Here is a 23,738-nt window from a genome sequence, read left to right as displayed (position 1 = left end):
CATTACAGATTAATTAGGTGCTTTAACCCATCCATTAGAAATAGCTTCTTGTTCCGTGCAAAACCATTTTTCACCATATTCAGGACTAATTACCGTAGATTCATAATCTTCCATTCCTGGAACATGATAATATTTTTTCCCACTATTTTGAGATATGTTACCTTTGATTTCACAACCTGGTTTGATTACTGATTGAACTATTGGTGGAGAACTACTAGAAATAAAATTTTGTGCGATAATTGCAAAAAACCCCATTCCCATTAACCCAATAAGTTTAGTAAATAAATTATTATTTTTATTTTGATTAGTATTTGTTTTTTTAGATAAAGATTTAATTTTAACGCCTTGAATCGTAGCAGAATTAGCTTTTAACTTACCATTATCTTCGATCTTTAATTCATAGATAATTGTATCTCCTATTTTGGGGCGACGACTTTGTTTGGGAATAGCACTTATATGAATAAAAACTTCTTTTCTATTGGTTTCTGATTTAATAAAACCAAAACCTTGATCATCTTTCCATTTAACTAAAATACCTTTATGGGTTTGACCTTTCATCAGGATTACCAAAATACAAATTTTTGCAATTTTACTTTAACCTATTTCCTGATCCCATTACAATAACCTGTAGGGGTCAACGGCCGTTGAACCCTACCCAACCATTAAGCCCTAAAATCAGACCAATTAAACCATTATAGGAGAACACCCTAACCCATGCTACAAGCCTATCATCAACACCCCGAAGAACTATTTTTCTGAGATATATAAAATCAACTTTCCTATTGTCTCATCAACGCTTGAAAACCAGCTTGTACAAAATGTTGATCAAACGTTAAAGATTGAGTTACCTGATTTTCTTGCATGACTACAAAAGAAAGACAGTCAACTAAACCCCAAGATTTATCTTGATATTTTTTATATAAAATTAATGCCTTATCAAATAAATCAGTATTTAAACGGATCACTTCAACATCATCAGACACTAAAAATTTTTCCATTAGTTCAATTGCTTCATTTTTATAATCACTTGATAAAGCATTACCAACCTCTAAAAAAATCGCATCAGTAGTAATTAAAGGATAAGTTTCAAATTGTTTAGCTAATGCTAAGGCTTTTTGATGATATTGATCCCGTTTATTGATTAAAGCAACCAGAAAAAGAGTATCAACAAAAATTTTAGCCCTCACTCACATCTCTCCCTAAATTTATGGCAATTTTAACTGAAAAATCTTCGGGAGCATCAATTGATATTTTTTGTAATTCAGACATTAAACTGGGTTTTTTAACCGTACTTTCTGAACGACTTAGTTGTTCAATCATGTCATAAACTTGATTAAGTTGTTCTTCTGTTAAATCCGCTATTTTTTCTTGAATCATTTTTTTTGTAATCATAGTCAATTTCCCAAACAACTATTAATCAGATCATAATCTATAAATCATCTTTTCTTGAAAATCCGTTTACCGGTAACTCCCGTGAACTTCCCATTACAATACAATAACTAGAATCAAGGTATTACAGGAGAACACCCCAACCCATGCTACAAGCCTATCGTCAACACGCCCAAGAACGCGCCCAACTGGGAATTCCGCCCCTTCCTCTCAACGCCGAACAAACCGCCGAACTCTGCGAACTCTTGAAAAACCCGCCAGAGGAGGAGAAAGAATTCTTGATGACATTGCTCCGAGACCGCATTCCCCCCGGTGTCGATGAAGCCGCCTATGTCAAAGCCGCCTTTTTAACCGCCATTGCTAAAGACGAAATCACCTGTCCCCTGATATCCCATCAAGGGGCCGTTTCCCTTTTAGGTACAATGGTGGGCGGGTATAACGTCCAATCCCTAATCGACTTACTTAAAGCAGGGGATGAGAATATTGCCGCCGCCGCCGCTACCGCCCTCAGCAAAACCCTGTTAGTCTTCGACTCCTTTAATGATGTTCTGCATTTATCAGAGATTAACCCCTTTGCTAAACAAGTGATTGATGCTTGGGCGGAAGCGGACTGGTTTATCGGACGTCCGAAACTGCCTAAAAGCATTACCGTGACTGTCTTTAAAGTCCCAGGGGAAACCAACACCGATGACCTTTCCCCCGCCCCCCACGCCACCACCCGCCCCGATATTCCCTTACACGCCCTAGCGATGTTAGAAAGTCGGATGCCCGGAGGCTTAGAAACCCTAGCTGAACTGAAGAAAAAGGGGCATTCCGTCGCCTATGTCGGAGATGTTGTCGGTACAGGATCTTCTCGGAAATCGGCGATTAACTCCGTGTTGTGGCATATTGGTAATGATATTCCCTACGTTCCCAATAAACGCTCTGGGGGCTATATTCTCGGGGGTAAAATTGCCCCGATTTTCTTTAATACGGCCGAAGACTCCGGCGCTTTACCGATTGAGTGTGATGTCAGTAAACTGAATACCGGGGATGTGATTACTATTTATCCCTACAACGGTGAAATTACGAATGAAGCCGGAGAGGTGATTTCTACCTTTACCCTCAAACCCGATACGATTTTAGATGAAGTCCGGGCCGGGGGTCGAATTCCGTTATTAATTGGTCGCAGCTTAACCGATAAAACCCGCGCCGCCTTGGGACTTGCACCCAGCACCCTATTTGTCCGTCCCTCCCTACCCGAAGACACCGGAAAAGGCTTTACCCTCGCCCAGAAAATGGTCGGAAAAGCCTGCGGGTTGCCGGGAGTCCGTCCAGGGACATCCTGCGAACCGTTGATGACCACCATAGGTTCCCAGGATACCACTGGCCCCATGACCCGGGACGAACTCAAGGAACTCGCCTGTTTGGGATTTTCAGCCGATTTGGTGATGCAGAGTTTCTGTCATACCGCAGCATACCCCAAGCCCGTTGACATCAAAACCCATCAACAATTACCGGATTTCTTCTCCACTCGGGGCGGTGTGGCCCTGCGTCCGGGGGATGGGATTATTCACTCTTGGTTAAACCGGATGTTGTTACCCGATACGGTGGGAACCGGGGGCGACTCCCACACCCGTTTTCCCCTGGGGATTTCCTTCCCGGCCGGTTCGGGGTTGGTAGCATTTGCCGCCGCACTCGGGGTGATGCCTTTGGATATGCCGGAATCGGTGTTAGTCAGATTTAAAGGAGAATTACAACCGGGTGTTACCCTGCGGGATATTGTCAACGCCATTCCCTATGTTGCCATGCAGCAAGGCAAGTTAACGACGGAGAAGGCAAACAAGAAAAATGTTTTCAATGGTCGGATTATGGAAATGGAAGGTTTACCGGATTTAAAGGTGGAACAAGCCTTTGAATTAACCGACGCAACGGCTGAACGGTCTTGTGCTGGGTCTACGATTAAGCTCAGTCAAGAAACCATTGCCGAGTATTTACGGTCTAATGTTGCCTTGATGACTAATATGGTCGCACGGGGTTATCAAGACTCCAAAACGATGATGCGACGGGTAGCAAAAATGGAACAATGGTTAGCAAATCCGGTGTTAATGGAAGCGGATACGGATGCGGAATATGCTGATATTATTGAAGTGGATTTGAACCAGATCAAAGAACCGATTGTGGCGGCTCCTAATGACCCCGATAATATTAAGTTAATGTCGGAATGTACGGGAGACAAAATTGATGAGGTATTCATCGGTTCTTGTATGACGAATATTGGGCATTATCGGGCGGCGGCGAAGATATTAGAAGGGGCAGCGAAAACGAATGTTCGTCTGTGGATTTGTCCCCCAACTCGCATGGATGAAAAGCAATTGCGGGATGAAGGAATTTATCAGGTTTTTGATGCGGTTGGAGCGAGAACAGAGATGCCCGGATGTTCCCTTTGTATGGGAAATCAAGCCCGAGTTGAAGATGGGGTAACGGTGTTTTCTACCTCTACTCGAAACTTCAATAACCGCATGGGGAAAGATGCGCGAGTCTATTTAGGTTCGGCGGAATTAGCGGCGGTTTGTGCGTTGTTAGGACGCATTCCAACGGTTGAAGAATATCGGGAAATTGTGACCCAAAAAGTTGATCCTTTTGCTGCGGATTTATACCGTTATTTAAACTTCGATCAAATTGCCGGATTTGAAGATGAAGGTCGGGTAATTCCCTTAGAAGAAATGCCGAAAATTGAGGATATTTTGGGTATTCCGGCGTTGACCTAAACCCCCTAACCCCCTTCCCTGCAAAGGAATGGGGGAATTGTTTTATATACTGGTGTTGTGATTATAAACAACTATCTTATTCCCCAAAAATAGTCAGTCGAGTGCGTTCAGGGTCATGAAATACACCCGACTGACTATCCCATTTCAGTTTGTATTCCATCCTTTTTTCACTAAATCTTCATGACCATTGTTTGCAGAGCGTTGCTGATGTAAAATCATTGTTTCTAGCGTGGGAATATGACTGGTATTTTCTAATAAAAACTTTAAAAACGTTTCTGCAATAATAGAGATTTGCTTTCCTTCTAAATGGGTGACATACCAACGCAGATGAATCGGGAAGTGCTGCACATCTAAAATTGTTAATTCTCCCGTTAATTGTTCTGAAATTAAAGTATGTTTAGACAAAACAGACAGTCCCAAACCTCCGGCAATTGCTTGTTTAATAGCTTCATTACTCCCTAATTCTAACCGAACTTTCACATCAATTTTATAACGATCAAATAGCTTTTGAATCGCCTGCCGTGTTCCTGAACCTTGTTCTCGCATAATAAAAGGTTGTCCTATTAAAGATTTAATCGGAATATTTTTTTCTCCCACTAAAGGGTGATCCTGTCTAGCCACCACTACTAAAGGATTATCTAAAAAAGGTTGACTGGATAAGGCAATATCCTCGGGGGGTTGACTGAGAATATATAAATCATCTTCATTATTTTGCATCCGTTGAATTAAGGTGGCATGATTCGTGACTTGTAAGGCAATATCAATGCCAGGATATTGTTGACAAAAATAACCTAATAATCGGGGGACAAAATATTTAGCCGTTGAAACCACCCCTAACCGTAACCGTCCTTGTTTTGTCCCTTTTAAAGCCGCCACCTGCATTTCTAAATTGTCTAACTGTTCAAAAATATTCTGACAGGTAGATAATAAAGATTCCCCCGCTTCAGTCAGATAGAGTTGTTTGCCAATTTGTTCAAATAACGGTAAACCCACGGTCTGAGTCAGTTGTTTAACTTGGGTAGAGACCGTTGGTTGGGTAATCATCATTTCTTCGGCGGCTTTAGTGAAACTACTATGACGAGCCACCGCTTCAAATACCTTTAGTTGGTGTAATGTTGCCTGCATCAAAATTCTATATCCTCCTTTTATCCAATATTTGATGGTTTTTGCCATTTTGTTATAGATATAAGTCTATATTTTTATAGTATTACATATAATTTTAGCAATGTAATTAACTCAGGTCAAAGAATTTTGTAAAACCATTGCCAGTCAAGAGATTTAGCTTAGATGAGATTGAATGATAGTAATGATTTGATTAATCAATCCTAGAACCAAAAACACTGAAATCGAGAAATCAAAAGGAGTAGTGATAAGCCTCGGTTCGGAGGAAAAGTTTCTATAGGGTAATAAGAGTGGGGGTTTCGACGGCGTTGCCATTCAGGGATAAAAATTTTTCTCCTAGGTCTTGCGATCGCGAGGGGGGTAGTGGTAATCTTTTTTTATCGATAAAAGTCAATGATTAATTGCAAAATAATAGCTAAAAAACAATAAGATCCACTCACCCTATCTATGCAAGTCCTTAATCAGATCAACTTTAACAACCTTTCACAGCTTACTGTTCCCTGTTGCCCGTTCCCTGTTCCCTAGCGCGTAGTGCTATAATTATTGAAAATTGGGAAAATATAGGTTATAATGGGAATCGATTTCAAATCGAAACCCAGTCGCGGACGTAATTCAGTGGTAGAATGTCAGCTTCCCATGCTGAACGTCGTGGGTTCGAGTCCCATCGTCCGCTTATCGAAAAAATGGGTTTAAAACCCCGTCCCTACTGAGAGCGCAACTCTTGATCAACCGTAGTTTGAATCGTGGTTTTACTCGTTATTTGTGACTTGAATACTTCATTAGCGTAGGGTAAGTGGCTGCGAACGCCTGAAGGGTTGCCTCCTGCTGTTCTAGGTGATTACAAATTTAGCTATTAAGTCGTTTTAAACGGGATTTGTACTGAGTTTATCTATGCCTTAATCTAAATTAAGCCTTGATCCCTATAGATTTTACTTTGTTTCAGGTACAGTATATCAAATTTACATTTCTTAATATTTTGAATCTGATTTCAAACAAAAAATAAAATAAGTGTTAAATTTTTTGAGTCCCAAAATTTAACTCAAAACCATACAGAATCTAAGTTTGACGATAAAAAAGCCGAATTTGATGATCCCCGATAATTATAGATAGGTAATGTTCTTGGGGAAATAAAAGTATGGAGTCTGGAAACTTGATATCGGTCTGCCGTAACTGCCAAAAATACACCCCCGAAGGCCATCGTGGAGGGCATTGCCAGCTTCTTCAAGTTTCAGTCAAAGGCAGTTGGAAGTCTTGTCAATTGGCACTTCCCGCCTTTGCTCCATCTTGGGAAACCCTAGAAAACCTGATCCACTTGCCCCAAGAAACGCCTCGCAAGGGGGATGTGATCCCATTACCATCCCATCGGGTTCAAGAGCTAGAGGAAGCAGAATCCTTATTCGCTTAATTGAAAAATTTGGGGGCCAGGAGTTCCTAGTCCCCGCAAAAATAACATCCTGAACTAAGGAAGCCAGGGATATTGACGGAAATTCGGCGATCGCTTCTCCAAGAAAGCCTGTTTCCCTTCCGTTCCTTCCTCGGTCATGTAATAGAGTAAGGTGGCGTTTCCGGCGAGTTCCTGTAGACCCGCTTGGCCATCGCAATCGGCATTAAACGCCGCTTTTAAACAGCGAATCGCAATCGGGCTTTTCTCCAGAATTTCCTGAGCCCATTCAATTCCTTCTAATTCCAATTGTTCGACGGGAACAACATGATTAATTAACCCCATATCTAGGGCTTGTTGAGCATTATATTGACGACACAAATACCAAATTTCTCGGGCTTTCTTTTGACCGACAATTCGAGCTAAATAACTCGCTCCAAATCCCCCATCAAAACTGCCGACTTTCGGCCCAGTTTGACCAAAAATTGCATTATCCGCCGCTAGGGTTAAATCACAAATTAAATGCAGTACATGACCGCCCCCGATCGCATATCCCGCCACCAAAGCAATCACAACTTTCGGCATACTTCGGATTAACCGTTGTAAATCTAAAACGTTTAATCGAGGGATACCCGTATCATCAATATATCCGGCATCCCCCCGCACGCTTTGATCCCCGCCGGAACAAAAGGCATATTTTCCATCGGTATGGGGCCCGGCTCCTGTCAACAATACCACACCGATATTAAGGTCTTCTCGGGCATCACAAAAGGCATCGTAGAGTTCAAAAACAGTTTTAGGTCGAAAAGCATTGCGTTTTTCAGGACGGTTAATCGTAATTTTAGCGATCCCGTCGGCTTTATGATACAGAATATCTTCGTAGGTTTTGGCAATTTGCCATGCAACTGACATTATGGGTAATTAATTAGGGAATGGAATTTAACAATTGAACAATTGAACAATAGCCTTTGATTGTATCAATTAATGGGTAGGTAATCCGATTAAATCCCCCGTTCCTGATACCACTTCCCCAATAGAATAGGCGGCAATTCCTTGGGTTTGAAACCATGCTTTTGTACTTTCGGCTTGTTGGGGCGCGACCAAAACCACAAAACCGATCCCCATATTAAACGTATCAAACATCGCCGCAGAGCTAATTTCACCCTCTTGAGCTAACCAGTGAAAAATCGGGAGAATCGGCCAACTGTCGGGATGAATATTAATCGATTGTCCCGAACTCAGACAGCGTGGCAGATTTTCCGGTAAACCTCCTCCAGTGATATGGGCCATGCCATGAATCTCTAAACCGTTACGCAGAGCTTGTAATACGGGTTTAACGTAAATTTGAGTCGGGGTTAAACAAACCTCGGCAATGGATTGACCCCCCAGGGTTTCCGGGGATTGATTCCACTCCCATCCGCGATCGCTCACCACTTTACGAACTAAACTGAACCCATTACTATGCACCCCACTACTGGCCAGTCCAATCGCGATATCCCCAATTTGGACTTGAGACCCATTTAACATTCGGCTTTTTTCCACAATGCCCACACAAAAACCCGCCATATCATATTCCCCGGGTTGATAAAATCCGGGCATTTCGGCCGTTTCTCCTCCCAGAAGGCTACATCCAGCCTGTTGACACCCTTGGGCGACCCCGGCCACCACTTGAGTCAGTTGGTCAGGATCAAGTTTTCCCGTGGCTAAATAGTCCAGAAAAAATAAGGGTTCCGCCCCACAGGTGAGAACATCATTTACACACATGGCAACTAAATCAATCCCCACGGTATCGTGACGGTTGAGGATCGTGGCTAATTTTAACTTGGTTCCGACTCCATCGGTTCCCGATACTAAAACGGGTTCGGTATAGCCCGCAGGCAGGGCAAAACAGCCCCCAAACCCCCCGAGTCCCCCGAGAACTTCCGGTCGATAGGTTTTCTGGACGAGGTTGCGAATCTGATCGACAAAATCCCGACCCGCTTGAATATCAACACCAGCTTCCCGATAATCCATCTTCTGCTTTCCTTGAGCTACCTAAAGGATATGTGAACTACCCACACTGACTTGGAGTACCAAGTACAGTGTCGGCTTCTGTACTCACAGGCGAATGCCCTATCTTAGACTTTCGCCCAAGATGGGGTCTTACTTCCCCTCCTACAGCAGAAACGGCTGCACCTTCCGCCTTGATGATTCTGATACCCTCTGTTCTAATATTCATAGCTGCGTTTCCATCACGGTCATGATCACTACCACAATTAGGACAAGTCCATTCACGAACATCCAACGGCATCTCACTCACTTTATAGAAACAATTGGAACAGAGTTTGGAACTGGGAAACCATCTATCTATCTCAACTAATTTACCGCCTTTTCGTTCTAGTTTGTAAGCTAAGAAATTGTTGAAAGTTCCCCATCCTGCATCAGATATTGCTTTTGCCAAATTGTGATTACGAACCATGCCTTTGACATGAAGATTTTCTACTATGACAGCTTGGCTATCGCTGACCAACTTATGACTAAGTTTATGTAGAAAATCTTGCCTAGAATTACTAACTCGTTCGTATAATGTGGCAACAACTTGACGATATTTATTTCTGGATTTACTACCCTTTTGTTTACGCGCTAATTTCTTCTGCTTACGCTTGAGGTTTTTCTCATGTTTAGCAAGATGTTTAGGATTATCGTATTTAGAAATCTTTTCACCATCAGTAACAACGGCAAAGTGTTTGATTCCTAAGTCAACACCATAGATTTTACCTTCTGAAATAGTGGGATTTTCCCCTTCTACTTCTGTCAGGATAGATGCCAAATATTTGCCTGATGGTGTTTTACTAATAGTTACAGTCTTGATTTTTCCCTCAATTGGTCTATGTATTTTGGCTGGGACTATTCCAATATTGCCAGGAAGTTTGATATTACTATCAACAATTTTGACGTTTTGAGGGTATTGAATTGACTGTTTACTATGTTTAGATTTAAACTTAGGGAAGCCTGCGCGTTGCTCAAAAAAGTTTTTGTAAGCAGTGGTTAAATTAAGTGTTGTAGCTTGTAAAACTTGGCTATAAGAATCAGCTAACCACAGGGTATCTTCGGCTTTTTTGAGTTTAGGCAGTAGGGCGTTGAGTGCTACCTGTCCCAGCCCTTTGCCCGTATCTTGATAAACCTGAATGGATTTATTTAAGGCATAATTCCACCACCAGCGCGAACATCCAAATGTTTGGGCTAGTAGTGCTTTTTGCAATGCAGTTGGATACAGACGGACTTGTACAGCTTTGTGTAGCACTCAATATCACCTCCTGGTCGGAATATATTACTACATACTCCCGAAAACAGTAAAGATCATCGGAAAGACGGGGTCAACGTAGGTACGGAGTTGACCCGCCTTTCATCCCACCGCTCACCTGGGTATAGGTAGAGCGGGGGAATTCCCGGCGGTGTTAGTTAATCAACTTTCGGCACGATTATTTTGGGTTCTCGTGGCACTGATGGCCAGACTATTAATTAAACCCATAAGAAAATTTAATCAAAACGTGATGGGGAAAATTTTCATGGCCTTAGAATCTCTACATCCTTTTATCGATCAGGGTTATACCTTGACACTGAACAGTTTAGTTTTTGAAAAAACCCCCAAACCCTTGATATGTAGTGATCCCCAAAATTCCAAGTTCATGTTAGTCTGTTGCAGTTCCTCAAACAAAGGTGAATGGGGAACGAGTGTGAGTTGACGAATTGAATTACCTGATATTTGGTTTAAAACCCAACAATTGAAACTTTCAGCATTTTATTAGCTGATTTCAAGGCTCCGAATTCAGGAGATATCAACCAGGGTAAAGCTTCAACTCGATAACCAGCAGTTTTGAGAGTATATCTATGAAACATAAACTTTGGGGCGGTCTTACAGCAGTTATTCTTCTGCCTGTTTTGAGCTTAACCTCCTCGGGCCATGCTGAATCAATATCAGCGTCTAAACTGAATCCTGACCTCAGTCAAGGAAAAAGTCTAACGGGTTCAGAATCCACTGATGTGATTAAAGTGGGAGAATATCAATCCCAACAAGCTAATGCGTCGTTATTACCCGAAAGCGTGGCCAAAATCAAAGCCCATGAACTGAATCAACAACAAGCTGCCACCCTCTATATTAGAAATATTCCCGTCCTGACGTTTATCAAAAACACGAATTTCGATCCCAAAGCCATCACACCCCCAACCCTTCAACGCATCAAAGTGGGGTCGTATTCAGATCAAGCCTATCTACCCAATAACCCCACAACCCCTGCAACTCAAGCCACCGTCGCCACCGATCCCGTTTCCAGGGCCACTGCGGTTGCAGCTGAAATTAATCAACTGATTCGCAATAACTTTGATGCCAGCACGATTCAAGTGCGATGGGATGAACAACGTCAGCGTTACCTGATTGAAGCAGCCGGTCAGGAACTGGTCAGCATCGACTCGCAAACGATTCTGCCTGATACCACCAATGACAAGGCAACTGATGCCCTACAAGCCACGAATAGACTCAGACGCCAAATTGGGAATGCTCCTCCCTTAAATGCCATTGAAGGTCAACCCAAGCTTTCGATTCCAGACGTGGCAACGGGATTTTTGTTTCAACGGATTGAGGGTTGGGCATCTTGGTATGGCCCTGGCTTTGACGGGGGTCTAACGGCCAATGGAGAAACCTTTAATCAATACGATTTAACCGCGGCCCATCCCTCCTTGCCTTTTGGAACGACGGTACGAGTAACCAATAAAGATAACGGCCAATCCGTTGTGGTGCGGATTAATGATCGTGGCCCCTATGCGGGTGGTCGTGTGCTGGATTTATCGACGGGCGCAGCTCAAGCCATTGGGATGATTGGCAGTGGAGTGGCTCCCGTGCAAATTGATGTATTGACTGCTAATCAGTAATCATAAATCAGTTATCAGTTAACAGTTAACAGTCATCAGTTAAATAGTTAACAGTTTTTAGCCCACAAATATTAACAATGAACTCTTACACTGATGACTGATAACTGATAACTGTTAACTGATTTATGATTCGTTTGTTGACTAGCGTTGCTGCTCTGCGGTGTTATCTTCGTTCCTATCGAACTCAAAACCCCCTACATTTTGTGGGTCTAGTTCCCACGATGGGGGGCTTACATTTGGGGCATCTGAGCTTAATTCAAAGGGCTAGAGCCGAGAATGGTTTGGTGGTGGTGAGTATTTTTGTGAATCCTCTGCAATTTGGGCCAAATGAGGATTTCCAAACCTATCCTCGGGCGTTAGAAACGGATTTGCAGCAGTGTGAACAGGCCGGAGTTGATGTGATATTTGCCCCGTCAGTAGGGGAGATGTATCAATCCTCAGTGCAGACGATGGTGATTCCTCCTACATCAATCATGTCAGGATTATGCGGGAAATCTCGCCCCGGACATTTTCCGGGAGTGGCGACGGTTGTGACAAAACTATTGAATTTAGTGCAACCGGATCGGGCCTACTTTGGCCAAAAAGATGCCCAACAGGTGGCGATTATTCAAGTTCTGGTTCAGGATTTGAACTTGCCCATTGAGATTATTCCCTGTCCAATTGTGCGGGAGCCGTCGGGATTGGCCTATAGTTCTCGGAATCAATATTTAACGACCTTAGAACAACAACAAGCAACGGTTTTATATCGAGCCCTACGTCGCGGGCAAGAACATTTCCACAAAGGTTGTAATTCCGCAACGGAGATTAAAACCTTTGTCCAAACTGAATTGGAGACGGAACCGGGGGTACGGATAGAATATATTGAGCTAGTGGAACCCCAGACGTTAATCCCCTTAACCATTGTTGAAACCAAGGGGTTATTAGCGATCGCGGCTCGCGTGGGTCAGACTCGTTTAATTGATAATGTGATTCTGCGCCGTCGTCAACCGATAATTGCCATTGATGGCCCCGCCGGAGCCGGGAAATCTACCGTTACCCGCAAAATTGCCCAGGCGTTGGGATTGTTATATTTGGATACCGGGGCCATGTATCGGGCCGTGACCTGGTTGGTGTTACAGTCTGGAATTCCAGTTGAGGATGAAGTTGCTATAGCTGAAATTGTCAGTCAATGTCGAATTGAATTGATCCCCGACGGAGAGCAACCCAGAACACTGATTAATGGTCAGGATGTGACTGAGGCCATTCGATCCTTGGAAGTTACGGCTCAGGTGTCGGCGATCGCGGCTCAATGGGCTGTGCGTCAGGCTTTAGTTAAACAGCAACAGGCGTTTGGGAATCAAGGTGGAATTGTTGCCGAAGGTCGGGATATTGGCACAACGGTATTCCCCGATGCCGAATTAAAAATTTTCCTAACTGCATCTGTACAAGAACGGGCAAAACGGAGATTATTAGAACTGCATAGTCAAGGGAAAACGGAAATTACTCAGGAACAATTAGAACAGGATATTGCCGAGCGGGATCGGTTTGACAGTAATCGAGCTATTTCACCCTTGAGAAAAGCCAGCGATGCGATGGAAATTCAAACGGACAATTTAACCATCGAGGATGTGATTCAACGGATCGTTAAATCAGTCATCAGTTAACTGATGACTAATAACTGTTAACTTCTTAACTGATAACTGATAACTGATAACTGTTAACTGATGACTGATTATGTGGCGCATCTCTATCCCCAGAGAAGTTTCCGTTCTGTTCTCCAAAATTTTATCACCCACGACCCCGAAACGTTTTGCCATTATTGAAGCGGGTTTAATTGGCTTAGTGTCCGGTTTAGCGGCATTTCTATTAAAAGAAGGTGCGGGTTGGTTAGGTTCTTGGCGAATTTCCACATCCTTAAATTCCGCGATTCCTGCTTGGATATTTCTTCCAGGTGTGGGATTAATTGGCGGTTTATTAACGGGTTTTTTAGTGGAAAGATTAGCACCAGAAACCGCCGGAAGTGGGATTCCACAAGTAAAAGCAGCATTGGCTGGAGAACCCATTTCCCTTGACTTCCGAGTGGCATTTGCTAAACTTATTGGCACGATGTTTACGATGGGTTCTGGATTAACTTTAGGACGTCAGGGGCCGACTGTCCAAATTGGTGCCGCTTTAGCCGCTTGGATTAGTCGTTGGGTTCCTACTTCTCCGAATTACCGTCGTCAATTAATCGCTTGTGGTGCCGCCGCCGGATTAGCCGCTGGATTTAATGCCCCGATCGCCGGGGTGTTATTTGTAGTAGAAGAACTGCTGCATGATGTGTCAGGAATTACCCTCGGCCCGGCGATTATTGCCTCTTTTATTGGTGCGGTGGTTTCCCGTTTATTAGGAGGTCAAGAATTCAGTAATAGTGTGACAAAAACGATCATATTAGAAACCATACAGGATCGATTGCTCTATGCTAGAGAAATTCCTTTATTTATTCTATTAGGAATTCTAGCGGGAGTTTTAGGAACAATTTTTGGTCACAGTATTATTGCCGGTTCAAAATTTAATCGCCGAGTGTTACGTTGGGGATTACCTCAGCGTATGGCAGTTGCCGGGTTATTATCGGGTTTATTCGTATCATTATTGCCCCTTTCCTTTAGAAATAATACCGGAATTCGAGAATTAATTTTAAGTGGGGAATTACCCTGGAAAACCAGTGCTTTAGTATTTACGGCTCATTTTCTTCTGACTATAATTGCAGCCAGTTCTGGCGCACCTGGGGGATTATTTGCCCCTTCTTTAGTATTAGGTTCAGCCCTAGGTAATTTAGTCGGAACCTGGGAATCAGAATTTATGTTAGGAATTGACCAACCCATGGTTTTTGCCTTTGCGGGAATGGGGGCTTTTTTTTGTGCTGTGGCGCGAACACCGATGACGGCGGTTGTGATTGTGTTTGAAATTACAACGGATTTCGGGTTAGTTTTACCGTTAATGATTTCTTCTATTGTAGCCTATTTAATTGCGGAAAAAATTGATCCTGAATCTCTCTATGATCAGTTATTAAAATTGAGTGGAATCGAACTCAAACCTGATCAACCTATTGATGGAATATTAGAGAAATTACGGGCTGCTGATGTGATGCAAAGAAATGTCGAAACCCTGGCAGGTCATTTGACTTTAGAACAAGTGATTGAAGCCTTTGCAAAATCTCATCATCGTGGATTTCCTGTCACTGAAAATGGCAAGTTAGTCGGAATTATTACCCAAACTGATTTAGCCCAAATTAGTAATCGTCAATTACCCAATCATACTCCGATTAATCAGTTAATGACTACTCAACCAATTACTGTTAATCCCGATGATAATTTAACTCAGGTATTATACTTATTGGGTCATTATAAACTCAGTCGTTTACCCGTTGTAGAACGTCATCATTTAGTGGGAATTATTACTCGCAGTGATATTATTCGGGCAGAATTAGGGCAGATTAATGGGGAAGCAACCCAAGTCGGGCGACATCATGAATCTTCTTATATTGTCTATCAAACTAGGGGGCCGCAAACGGGAAATGGGCGTTTATTAGTATCACTATATAACCCCCAAACTGCCCCAGCATTATTAAAAGTTGCCGTAACGATCGCCCAGGAACGCAATTATGAATTAGAATGTATTACAGTGATTACTATTCCCTATAGTAAATCTCCTTCGGAAACCTCTGTACGATTAACAAAAAGTCGGCGTTTATTACAACAAGCCGAACGTTTAGGGCAGAATTTAAAGATTTCTGTTCATACTCAAATTCGAGTTGCCCATGATGTTGCCCAAGCGATTTTAGAAATAACTCAAGAGGAACATATTGATTTATTATTAATGGGTTGGCATGGGGATATATCAGCACCAGATCGAATTTTTGGTAATGTGATGGATGCGGTTATTCGTCTAGTTCCCTGCCAAGTTATGTTGATAAAATGGGGTCAAAATCAAACGCCTCATGCTCCTGAAACTAATACCAATTCTGATCCTGCTAATTGCCCAGTTTTGGCTTGGCATCGTTGGTTAGTTCCAGTTAGAGACACTCTGGAAAATTCAGTTTCGGTGCAGCTTTTACCTGCATTAGTTAAGTTAAGTTTCTCTCCCAAAATTTGTCTTTTTCGAGTAGTTAAAAGTATGATTTCTACACAAGAAATTATAGATTTTAACCAAGGTTCGGAAAATTTAAGTCATCGTTTAAATACGGAGGTAATTTTTAGCAATGTTTGTTCTAATTCCGTATCGGAAGCGGTGATTGACTTAGCGGATAAAGATCAATGTGATGTGATTGTATTAGGCGCAAGTCGAGAGGGAATGTTACGACAAGTAATTCAAGGTAATATTCCAGAAGCGATCGCTAAAAACTGTCAATGTACAGTTATTTTAGTTCGACCTGCTATTGAAAAATACTGATAGAAGGGAATAGGGAATAGGCAACAAGCAATAGTAAAGAATAAGCATTTGTTTTTGTCCTAACAGCCCGGTACGACTGCTATAATTTCAAGGGTCAAATCGTCATACCACAGTCATCAACTAAATAACACATTGCCCGAAACCGCAAACCCATCAATTGTTCATATAAAGGATTGAATTTGCACAGGGGAGGAATGTGTACAATGGTATGTCCAAATAGTTTGATATTCCGGGCAAACGGACACTGCGCCGGAATTACCCGATATAAAAATAACGCCAAATCAGGGTTGTGAATATCCAGATTATCCAACCATTGACGGAGAGGGTTAAGCAGAGGAGAAATCAGGTTAAGCATATTTAAACTTGTTGAGGGACAATACAACTTTTTTCGGTTGTCTATTTTCTAGTTTATAAATCTCAATCAACAATTAGGTAAAGGATTGGAAAAGAATTTGTCTAGGATTATAAAGGTTTTGTAAAGAAAAGAATCTGTATGATTCACTACAATTAACCAATACAGCTACAACTTAATTAGAGCCATAAATTATCTAAACCTATTTATTAGTATTGACAAGCGAAAAACCTCGACGATATGGTTTTTTGTTGGCTTTTTGCACTTGAAATTGAACACTATCCTGTTGAGTACCTTGTTTAACTGTTAATCTCCATTGTCCAGGTTGTAATTGCCAAAACAGAGAATGATCAGACTGAGAATTTAATTTTTCCCCATTTAACCACCATTCCACAGACTCTTGAGAATTGCCAATAACTTTAAATTCTAACTGAGCAGGTTCTCCCGAATTAATTATAAAATAATCATCAGCTTCAGGAGAAATAATTTTTAACTGATTTTGGGTTAACTGAGGATGAGATTGTCGAGATAACCATTCATTATATTCAGAATTTAAAACTAATTTAGGAGATTTTTTCTCGTATTCGGTGATCGCTTTAGGATCAAAATATTCTAATACTATTCCACCGGAACAATCTTTCGTCGGACGTAACCCGGTAGTCGCACAAATGGGTAACTGAATTAACCCTTCTGGGGCGGGAAAATTAGCAGGTTCTTTTGTTTCATGTAAATGCAATAAAATCCGGTTCCATAAGGGTGCAGCACCCGTCACTCCCGATACATTTTGCATCCCTTGACCGTCAAAATTTCCCACCCAAGTTGCTACGGTATAATCCGTGGTAAAACCTACTGTCCAAGTATCTCGATAATTGGAAGAAGTTCCGGTTTTAACTGCAACGGGAAAGGGTAAATTCAAGACAGAATCAATACCAAAGGAATGGGATCTGGCATGGGCATCACTTAACATATTGGTGATTAATTGCCAGGTGACAGGAGCATCAATAGAAAGTTGAGAATTTTTAATGTCTTTAGTTTGATTTATGATCACATTTGGTGTGACTATTTTACCTTGATTTGCCATAATTAAATAAGCCTGGGCTAATTCCCATAAACTTACTTCTCCACTTCCTAAAGTTAATCCTAAACCATAATAATCAGGAGATTGGGTTAAATGTTGAAATCCTAATTGTTTTAATCGTTCTAAAAATACGGTCACCGTGACTTTTTCTAATACTTTCACGGCGGGAACATTTAAAGAGTTTGCCAAGGCTACCCGCACCCGCACCGGGCCTAAAAATGTTTCGCTATAGTCCGTTGGACTGTAAAGTTTTGCCCCTGGAATGGCGTAATAACTAGGGACATCTGCTAATATGCTATGGGGTTGAATAATTGCTTTTGATAAGGCTAATTCATATAAAAAAGGTTTCAAGGTTGATCCGGGTTGTCGCCAGGCTTGAACACCATCATTTCGCCCGAATTTATCGGTATTAAAATAATCAGGAGAACCAACATAAGCTAATACTTCTCCGGTATGATTATTAATTACTAAAGCCGCAGCATGATGAACATTATGGTCTTTTAAACTGGTAATAATTTGTTGGATTTGGGCTTCAACAAATTGTTGTAAAGGGCGATCTATTGTGGTTTTAATTTTATAGGTTGACTCTCTGACCCCCCCCGGCTCCCCCTTGGTAAGGGGGGGAGAGTTAGGAGGAGGAGGGTTAGGGGTTATTTCTTGATAAATACTCCCCTTATTAATGGGGGAAGGGGGGAGAGAATTGGTTAACTTTTCGGTTAGCCAGAATAAAAAATGGGGGGCGGCGATAATTCCTTGTTGTTGGGGTTGGAATTGTAACTTTTCTTGATAGGCGCGTTCCGCTTGAATAGTGGTAATATATCCATCTTCAACCATTCTTTTTAATACATAATTTTGACGTTTTTTTAAGGAGGATAAATTATAATAAGGATTCAGGTCGGTGGGGTCATTAGGAAGGGCGGCTAATAGACTTGCTTGGGCTAAATTTAACTCTAATGATGAGGTATTAAAATAGGTTTTTGCCGCCGCCTCAACGCCATATAAATTACCTCCCATGGGTAAACGATTAATATAATTTTCTAGTATTTCCTGTTGATTCATTCCGGCGGTGAGTCGCCAAGATAACCAAATTTCACCGAATTTATTCGGTAAGGTTCGAGGTGCGGGTTCTAATAATCTAGCTAATTGCATGGTAATAGTAGACGCACCACTAACAATTTTCTTGGCTTGAAAGGCTTCTAAAATAGAACGAATCAGGGCAACCGAATCAACCGCCCCATGTTGATAATAGCGTTTATCTTCAGCCGCAATAATTCCTTGAATAAAATGGGGTGAAACTTGACTTAAAGGAACAATTGCGGTATGATTTTGATCGGAACTCAGAATTGTTCCCAAGGGTAAATTATTGCGATCGCTAAATTCAAAAGCCACATCTCTTTGTTGAATATCTGCTGCATGAATGGGGATCAAATAGGGAAATAATCGTACTATTCCCCCTAAACAGAATAGGACTAAAATAGTGCGGATTGCCCGATGGCGAAAACAAGATAAAATCCGGGGCGAAATTCGGTTCATTTGGTTACCTAGTATCGGTTTTAGGATATTTCTTTCCACCGACTGCCAAATCCTTATCAATATCTCTTGTATTAAAAAAAATAAGTTAATCTACTCTAAATGTTCGATTTGACTATTAGAAATTAGTTTAATTAGATGACTAGCCACATCTGTTCTATGACATCTATTAAAGTTCATTTCAGCACACAATAATAAGACCGTTCCTTTTTCAGCGAGTTCAGCAACTTCACGCAGAGCGATACCGGCGGCTTCTCGGTCGGGAGGAATCCAATTTTGTTGACCAGATGTATTACCCAAAGCAGTTTTAGAGATGTATTTAACATTATGAGCTTCACAAACTTCTTGAAGTTTATTCCCATACCATTTACGACTCCAAGCCCGGGGAGTCATTCTGATGTCAATGACAAAATTAACCTGATATTTGTTCAGATATTCTAAAAACACATCATAGTTTTTTCGATTACCATATCCGAAGGTTAGAATTAGTTTATTTTTGAGTTTAGAAATATTATTTTTCATATTTCCATAAAAATGCAATATATAGCAAGAGGCAATAGGGAATGGGCAATGGGCAATAGGTAAATACTTACTATAAGTAGCTTTTAGCTTTCAAGAATGTCCTAATAGATGTGGCAACTGCTATATCCCTCTTCTGTCAGTCTCCTAGAAGTAAAATTAGAAAATAAACCACATGGGTAGCTAGAAGGGGGATAGGGTAATGGATGTAGAATTACAGATTATCAAACATTTAGCCAGAGATGCACAACCAACAGTTTCAGTGATTGATGAATATTGTCAAGGTTATAAAGACCTATTCCCTGAAGTTAGAAGTTACGAATGTTTTAAATACTTACATCTAGGAATCATCTCACCAATTCCGAGAAAATCTTTACCGGAAATTGCTAAAATAGTAGGAATTAGGTCGCCGCAATCACTCCATCATTTTTTAGCCAATTCGCCTTGGTCAGCAAGGGAATTAAAGGAAAGAAGATTAGCTCGAACTCTAAAAGCATTGAAAGAAGAGAAGATTATAGTAATAATTGATGAAACAGGAGATAGGAGAAAGGGTAAAAAAACCGACTATGTAGCCCGACAATACTTGGGAAGTGTGGGCAAAATAGATCGGGGAATAGTATCAGTTAATGCTTACGGTGTTTATAAAAATATAACTTTTCCTTTAGTGTTTAGAGTATTTAAACCCAAAGGAACATTAAAAGAAGGAGATGTCTACAAAACTAAGATTGAAATCGCATCAGAAATCCTAACAGAGTTGGTTGAACTGGGATTTCAAATTGAATTGGTATTAGCAGATAGCCTTTATGGTGAAAGTAGTTCGTTTATCAGTACATTAGATAAATTTGGATTACCTTGGGTGCTGGCAATAAGAAGTAATCATGGAGTCTGGATGTCAAGCGAGGAGAAAGTTAGAGCAAACAAATGGTGTAAATTTGAGAGAGTTTTTAGCAATGGAGAATCAGAAACCCGATATATTAGAGAAATTATATTTGGAAAAAGAAGTCCGAGAACCTATTGGGAAATCACCACAGATCCAGAAACAATGCCAGAAGCCTCAACTTCATTTGTCATGACAAATTTAACAGAAAATAGGAACCAGATAAAAAAGACATTAGGTAATTTATACGGGTTAAGAACATGGGTGGAATATGGATTTCGACAATGTAAACAAGAACTGGGTTGGACTGACTATCGGTTGACGGATTTTCAAGATATAGAAAAATGGTGGGAAATCATTTTCTGTGTGTATTTAATGATTAGTTTCAACTCCGAAGTTTTCCGGTCTTTAAGTCAAGGAAGTCCCAGAGAATCGGAGAGCAAAAAAAACACCACAGATTGCTCGAATCACCAACAATGGAATCATAAAGAGGGATGGAAAAATGTTTTAAATAATTTGCGTTTAATAATTCAGCCTACTATTATATTGTGGTTGATTGCCCCGTGGTTAGATGTTTTTCCTGATCGTTATTTATTGCTTGGGTTTCATAAATTAATTCAGAATATTAATCAATTTCAATCTTATTTTCCCAATGGATAACTCTACTTTTTATTACTTGTTGGTTTCGGAGACTGACAGAAGAGGGATATTCACTGGCAAGATTATGCCCATAAATAAAGGGTACAGCATCGCCATACCCTAATATATCAAATCCTAAAATTTAGGAAACAATCTCTATAGAGAGAGACGCGCCGTGGCACGTCTCTACAATAGTTTATTTGGCTTTGGCAACGTCCATCACTTCATCTAACAACGTGCCAGCTTCTTCCATCTTGCCAATATCCAGAATCGTTTTAATCACCGAGTCAGGATTCAAACTAATTGAATCAATTCCCAACTCCACCAAGAACCGGGCAAACTCAGGATAATCACTGGGTGCTTGACCACAAATTCCAATCTTGCGACCATATTTTTTCGCCGCTTTAATGGCAATAGTCACCATCCGCAGCACCGCTTCATTGCGTTCATCAAAGATATGAGCAACTAACGCAGAATCCCGGTCTAAGCCTAATGTTAATTGGGTTAAATCGTTAGACCCAATCGAGAATCCATCGAACACGGCGGCAAATTCATCGGCAAAAATCACGTTACTGGGAAGTTCACACATCACATAAACTTCTAAACCATTTTCGCCCCGTTTCAGCCCGTGTTTTTCCATTTCTGCTAACACTTTCCGACCTTCATCGGGGGTGCGACAGAAGGGAATCATCGGGGTAACGTTGGTTAAACCCATTTCGTCCCGCACCCGTTTCAGGGCCACGCATTCTAACCCATAGGCTTCGCGGTAGTTGGGGTCGTAGTAACGGGAGGCACCGCGCCAACCAATCATCGGGTTTTCTTCCTTGGGTTCAAACTGACGGCCGCCTAACAGGTTAGCGTATTCGTTACTCTTGAAGTCGGACATCCGCACAATCACCGGATTCGGATAGAAGGCCGCGGCAATCATCCCGATACCATGGGCCAGTTTATCGACGAAGAAGTCCGGTTTATGGTCGTAGATTTTGGTCATCTCGGCGATTTCCCGTTTGGCTAACTCATCTTCGAGTTGGTCAAATTTCAACAACGCTAGGGGGTGGGCTTTAATATGGTTAGCAATAATAAACTCCAGCCGCGCTAACCCCACACCATCGCAGGGAATCGAAGACAAACCGAAGGCTTCTTCGGGGTTGCCCACGTTCATTAAAATTTTCGTGCGGGTTTTGGGCAGATTATCGAGAACGGTTTCTTGGATTTCAAAGGGAACTAACCCCTCATAAACCCGACCTTCTTCTCCTTCAGATGAGGAAACGGTAATTTCTTGGCCGTTTTTAATTACTGAGGTGGCATCACCGCAACCGACAATGGCGGGAATGCCCATTTCCCGCGCGATAATTGCCGCGTGGCACGTCCGTCCGCCCGCGTTGGTAACAATAGCGCTAGATTTCTTCATAATCGGTTCCCAGTCGGGGTCAGTCTTATTGGTGACCAACACTTCACCCGCTTGGAATTCATCAATTTTATGCACGTCCAGAATCACCCGGGCTTTGCCTTGACCAATCATTTCACCCACGGCCCGACCGCGAGACAGAACCTTACTGGTTCCTAGCAGTTTAAAGTTGCGCAGAACGGAAGCGGATTTCTGGGATTGCACGGTTTCGGGACGGGCTTGGACGATGAATAATTGTCCGGTAATCCCATCTTTTGCCCATTCAATATCCATCGGAGTATAAGTACCCCGGACTTGCGAATAGTGGTTTTCAATAATACAAGCCCACTTCGCCAGTTGTAGAATTTCGTCGTCAGTAATACAGTATTTATCCCGTTCCGATTGCGGAACTGAGATATTTTTAGTTAGTTTAGAACCTCCGATGTCATAGACCATCTTCAGTTCTTTACTGCCTAAGCGTTTTTCTAAGATAGGACGGAACCCTTGCAGTAAGGTCGGTTTGAATACGAAATATTCATCGGGGTTAACCGTACCTTGAACAATGTTTTCTCCTAACCCATAGGCCCCAGTAACTAAGGCGGCATTTTTGAATCCGGTTTCCGTATCAATGGAGAACATCACCCCGGAACAAGCCAGGTCAGACCGTACCATTTTTTGCACACCGACGGACAGAGCCACGTTAAAATGGTCGAAATTTTTAATGGTGCGATAGGAAATTGCTCGGTCGGTGAAAATTGAGGCAAAGCACTTATGGCAGGATTCTAAAACTCCTTCTTCGCCATAAACGTTTAAGTAGGTTTCCTGTTGTCCGGCAAAACTAGCATCGGGTAAGTCTTCGGCGGTGGCGGAGGAACGCACAGCAACGTCCACATCATTGGAATAACGTTTGCATTCCTCTTTATATTCGTCGCCAAACTGATTACAAAAATCGCCGTCCGTGCTGTAGCGTTCGCAGAGTGTTTTATAAGCGCTGGTAATCGCTGCTTCTAATTCGGGTGGAAACGGAGTGTCAAGGATTAATGAACGAGCCTGTTTACCCCGTTGTCGCAGGTTCGGCATATCTTCAACGTCGAGGTCTGCAAAGAGTTCCCGTAGTTTTTTCTCTAAACCCGCAGACTCAATAAAATAACGATAAGCATAAGCAGTGGTAGCAAATCCATTGGGAACATTAACACCTTGGGAAGTGAGTTCTCGAATCATTTCACCCAAAGATGCGTTTTTCCCGCCCACCGATGGAATATCAGAAATTCCTACTTCATCAAACCACAGTACAAAAGCTTTTTCTTTCGCTTCTGAATTTACTGTTGCAGTCGTTGCATAAGCGTCAACCATGTTAAAGTTCCTCCCATTGGAATGACTGTTCTATTAAAATTCA

17 protein-coding genes and 1 tRNA gene are annotated in these 23,738 nt (G+C 41.8%); 7 read left to right on the top strand and 11 right to left on the bottom strand.

All coding sequences use genetic code 11. The features are described 5' to 3' along the window. Nucleotides 1–9: 9 nt before the first annotated feature. From PL11201_RS08345 to PL11201_RS08335, 3 genes are all read right to left on the bottom strand, one after another. Nucleotides 10–558 carry a cold shock domain-containing protein gene (locus tag PL11201_RS08345; RefSeq protein WP_079678133.1) on the bottom strand — a complete coding sequence of 183 codons (549 nt, stop codon included), beginning with the start codon at nt 556–558 and terminating at the stop codon, nt 10–12. 221 nt (nt 559–779) lie between these two features. Continuing rightward, nucleotides 780–1,187 (bottom strand): type II toxin-antitoxin system VapC family toxin, encoded by a 408-nt coding sequence (locus PL11201_RS08340; RefSeq protein WP_079678132.1) that lies wholly within the window; start codon nt 1,185–1,187, stop codon nt 780–782. After that, nucleotides 1,177–1,392 carry a hypothetical protein gene (locus tag PL11201_RS08335; protein ID WP_200816727.1) on the bottom strand — a complete coding sequence of 72 codons (216 nt, stop codon included), beginning with the start codon at nt 1,390–1,392 and terminating at the stop codon, nt 1,177–1,179. The genes PL11201_RS08340 and PL11201_RS08335 overlap by 11 nt, the downstream gene beginning before the upstream one ends. 143 nt (nt 1,393–1,535) lie before the next feature. Between PL11201_RS08335 and acnB the strand changes: the two genes are divergently transcribed. Further along, on the top strand, nt 1,536–4,139 hold the full coding sequence (gene acnB, locus PL11201_RS08330; protein ID WP_079678131.1) for a bifunctional aconitate hydratase 2/2-methylisocitrate dehydratase: 2,604 nt from the start codon (nt 1,536–1,538) through the stop codon (nt 4,137–4,139). A gap of 144 nt (nt 4,140–4,283) precedes the next feature. Here acnB and PL11201_RS08325 read toward each other — a convergent pair whose 3' ends face one another. Further along, nucleotides 4,284–5,267, bottom strand: coding sequence for a LysR family transcriptional regulator (locus tag PL11201_RS08325; protein WP_079678187.1), 984 nt, complete (start codon nt 5,265–5,267; stop codon nt 4,284–4,286). A gap of 595 nt (nt 5,268–5,862) precedes the next feature. On the opposite strand from PL11201_RS08325, the gene PL11201_RS08320 reads away from it, so the two are divergent. Both PL11201_RS08320 and PL11201_RS08315 read left to right on the top strand, forming a co-directional pair. Beyond that, a tRNA-Gly gene (locus tag PL11201_RS08320) sits at nt 5,863–5,934 on the top strand. A gap of 462 nt (nt 5,935–6,396) precedes the next feature. Continuing rightward, nucleotides 6,397–6,666, top strand: coding sequence for a hypothetical protein (locus PL11201_RS08315; RefSeq protein WP_079678130.1), 270 nt, complete (start codon nt 6,397–6,399; stop codon nt 6,664–6,666). 54 nt (nt 6,667–6,720) lie between these two features. Here the strand turns inward: PL11201_RS08315 and menB are convergent, their stop codons facing one another. The 3 genes from menB to PL11201_RS08300 form a co-directional block, all read right to left on the bottom strand. After that, a complete protein-coding gene (menB, locus tag PL11201_RS08310) occupies nt 6,721–7,554 on the bottom strand; it encodes a 1,4-dihydroxy-2-naphthoyl-CoA synthase (RefSeq protein ID WP_079678129.1) in 834 nt (277 codons plus the stop codon). A 69-nt stretch (nt 7,555–7,623) separates the two neighbouring features. Continuing rightward, nucleotides 7,624–8,655 carry a phosphoribosylformylglycinamidine cyclo-ligase gene (purM, locus tag PL11201_RS08305; protein ID WP_079678128.1) on the bottom strand — a complete coding sequence of 344 codons (1,032 nt, stop codon included), beginning with the start codon at nt 8,653–8,655 and terminating at the stop codon, nt 7,624–7,626. Between the two features lie 37 nt (nt 8,656–8,692). Continuing rightward, the gene (locus tag PL11201_RS08300) at nt 8,693–9,925 is read right to left on the bottom strand and encodes an RNA-guided endonuclease InsQ/TnpB family protein (RefSeq protein ID WP_079678127.1); all 1,233 of its coding nucleotides are present in this window, start codon (nt 9,923–9,925) and stop codon (nt 8,693–8,695) included. A gap of 587 nt (nt 9,926–10,512) precedes the next feature. Here PL11201_RS08300 and PL11201_RS08290 point away from each other — a divergent pair. The 3 genes from PL11201_RS08290 (at nt 10,513) to PL11201_RS08280 (ending at nt 15,960) form a co-directional block, all read left to right on the top strand. Then, entirely contained in the window at nt 10,513–11,550 is a 1,038-nt protein-coding gene (locus PL11201_RS08290) for a septal ring lytic transglycosylase RlpA family protein (RefSeq protein ID WP_079678125.1), read from the top strand. A gap of 128 nt (nt 11,551–11,678) precedes the next feature. Beyond that, nucleotides 11,679–13,193: a bifunctional pantoate--beta-alanine ligase/(d)CMP kinase gene (locus tag PL11201_RS08285; protein WP_079678186.1), complete on the top strand. Its 1,515-nt coding sequence runs from the start codon at nt 11,679–11,681 to the stop codon at nt 13,191–13,193. A 70-nt stretch (nt 13,194–13,263) separates the two neighbouring features. After that, on the top strand, nt 13,264–15,960 hold the full coding sequence (locus PL11201_RS08280) for a chloride channel protein (RefSeq protein WP_079678124.1): 2,697 nt from the start codon (nt 13,264–13,266) through the stop codon (nt 15,958–15,960). A 94-nt stretch (nt 15,961–16,054) separates the two neighbouring features. On the opposite strand, the gene PL11201_RS08275 is transcribed toward PL11201_RS08280, so the two are convergent. The 3 genes from PL11201_RS08275 to PL11201_RS08265 all read right to left on the bottom strand — a co-directional run bounded on the left by PL11201_RS08275 (nt 16,055) and on the right by PL11201_RS08265 (nt 19,442). Continuing rightward, a complete protein-coding gene (locus PL11201_RS08275; RefSeq protein ID WP_079678123.1) occupies nt 16,055–16,315 on the bottom strand; it encodes a Mo-dependent nitrogenase C-terminal domain-containing protein in 261 nt (86 codons plus the stop codon). 199 nt (nt 16,316–16,514) lie between these two features. Further along, complete coding sequence (locus PL11201_RS08270; protein ID WP_079678122.1) at nt 16,515–18,923, bottom strand: penicillin-binding protein 1C; 2,409 nt, start codon at nt 18,921–18,923, stop codon at nt 16,515–16,517. A 90-nt stretch (nt 18,924–19,013) separates the two neighbouring features. Continuing rightward, on the bottom strand, nt 19,014–19,442 hold the full coding sequence (locus PL11201_RS08265) for a DUF488 domain-containing protein (RefSeq protein WP_079678121.1): 429 nt from the start codon (nt 19,440–19,442) through the stop codon (nt 19,014–19,016). Nucleotides 19,443–19,641: 199 nt separating this feature from the next. Here PL11201_RS08265 and PL11201_RS08260 point away from each other — a divergent pair, with 199 nt between their 5' ends. Next, on the top strand, nt 19,642–20,976 hold the full coding sequence (locus tag PL11201_RS08260; RefSeq protein ID WP_079676739.1) for an IS701 family transposase: 1,335 nt from the start codon (nt 19,642–19,644) through the stop codon (nt 20,974–20,976). A gap of 175 nt (nt 20,977–21,151) precedes the next feature. Here the strand turns inward: PL11201_RS08260 and ppsA are convergent, their stop codons facing one another. Then, nucleotides 21,152–23,695 carry a phosphoenolpyruvate synthase gene (gene ppsA, locus PL11201_RS08255; RefSeq protein ID WP_079678120.1) on the bottom strand — a complete coding sequence of 848 codons (2,544 nt, stop codon included), beginning with the start codon at nt 23,693–23,695 and terminating at the stop codon, nt 21,152–21,154. Nucleotides 23,696–23,738 lie beyond the last annotated feature (43 nt).

The organism is Planktothrix sp. PCC 11201, assembly GCF_900009135.1.
GTDB lineage: Bacteria > Cyanobacteriota > Cyanobacteriia > Cyanobacteriales > Microcoleaceae > Planktothrix.
This window is presented reverse-complemented; position numbering and strand designations above follow the sequence as displayed.

Coding starts and splice junctions, on each gene's coding strand:
- purM (WP_079678128.1), bottom strand. CDS start 8,655: ATGGATTATCGGGAAGCTGGTGTTGATATTCAAGCGGGTCGGGATTTT.
- PL11201_RS08345 (WP_079678133.1), bottom strand. CDS start 558: ATGAAAGGTCAAACCCATAAAGGTATTTTAGTTAAATGGAAAGATGAT.
- PL11201_RS08290 (WP_079678125.1), top strand. CDS start 10,513: ATGAAACATAAACTTTGGGGCGGTCTTACAGCAGTTATTCTTCTGCCT.
- PL11201_RS08280 (WP_079678124.1), top strand. CDS start 13,264: ATGTGGCGCATCTCTATCCCCAGAGAAGTTTCCGTTCTGTTCTCCAAA.
- PL11201_RS08265 (WP_079678121.1), bottom strand. CDS start 19,442: ATGAAAAATAATATTTCTAAACTCAAAAATAAACTAATTCTAACCTTC.
- PL11201_RS08260 (WP_079676739.1), top strand. CDS start 19,642: ATGGATGTAGAATTACAGATTATCAAACATTTAGCCAGAGATGCACAA.
- ppsA (WP_079678120.1), bottom strand. CDS start 23,695: ATGGTTGACGCTTATGCAACGACTGCAACAGTAAATTCAGAAGCGAAA.
- acnB (WP_079678131.1), top strand. CDS start 1,536: ATGCTACAAGCCTATCGTCAACACGCCCAAGAACGCGCCCAACTGGGA.
- menB (WP_079678129.1), bottom strand. CDS start 7,554: ATGTCAGTTGCATGGCAAATTGCCAAAACCTACGAAGATATTCTGTAT.
- PL11201_RS08315 (WP_079678130.1), top strand. CDS start 6,397: ATGGAGTCTGGAAACTTGATATCGGTCTGCCGTAACTGCCAAAAATAC.
- PL11201_RS08270 (WP_079678122.1), bottom strand. CDS start 18,923: ATGAACCGAATTTCGCCCCGGATTTTATCTTGTTTTCGCCATCGGGCA.
- PL11201_RS08275 (WP_079678123.1), bottom strand. CDS start 16,315: ATGCTTAACCTGATTTCTCCTCTGCTTAACCCTCTCCGTCAATGGTTG.
- PL11201_RS08335 (WP_200816727.1), bottom strand. CDS start 1,392: ATGATTACAAAAAAAATGATTCAAGAAAAAATAGCGGATTTAACAGAA.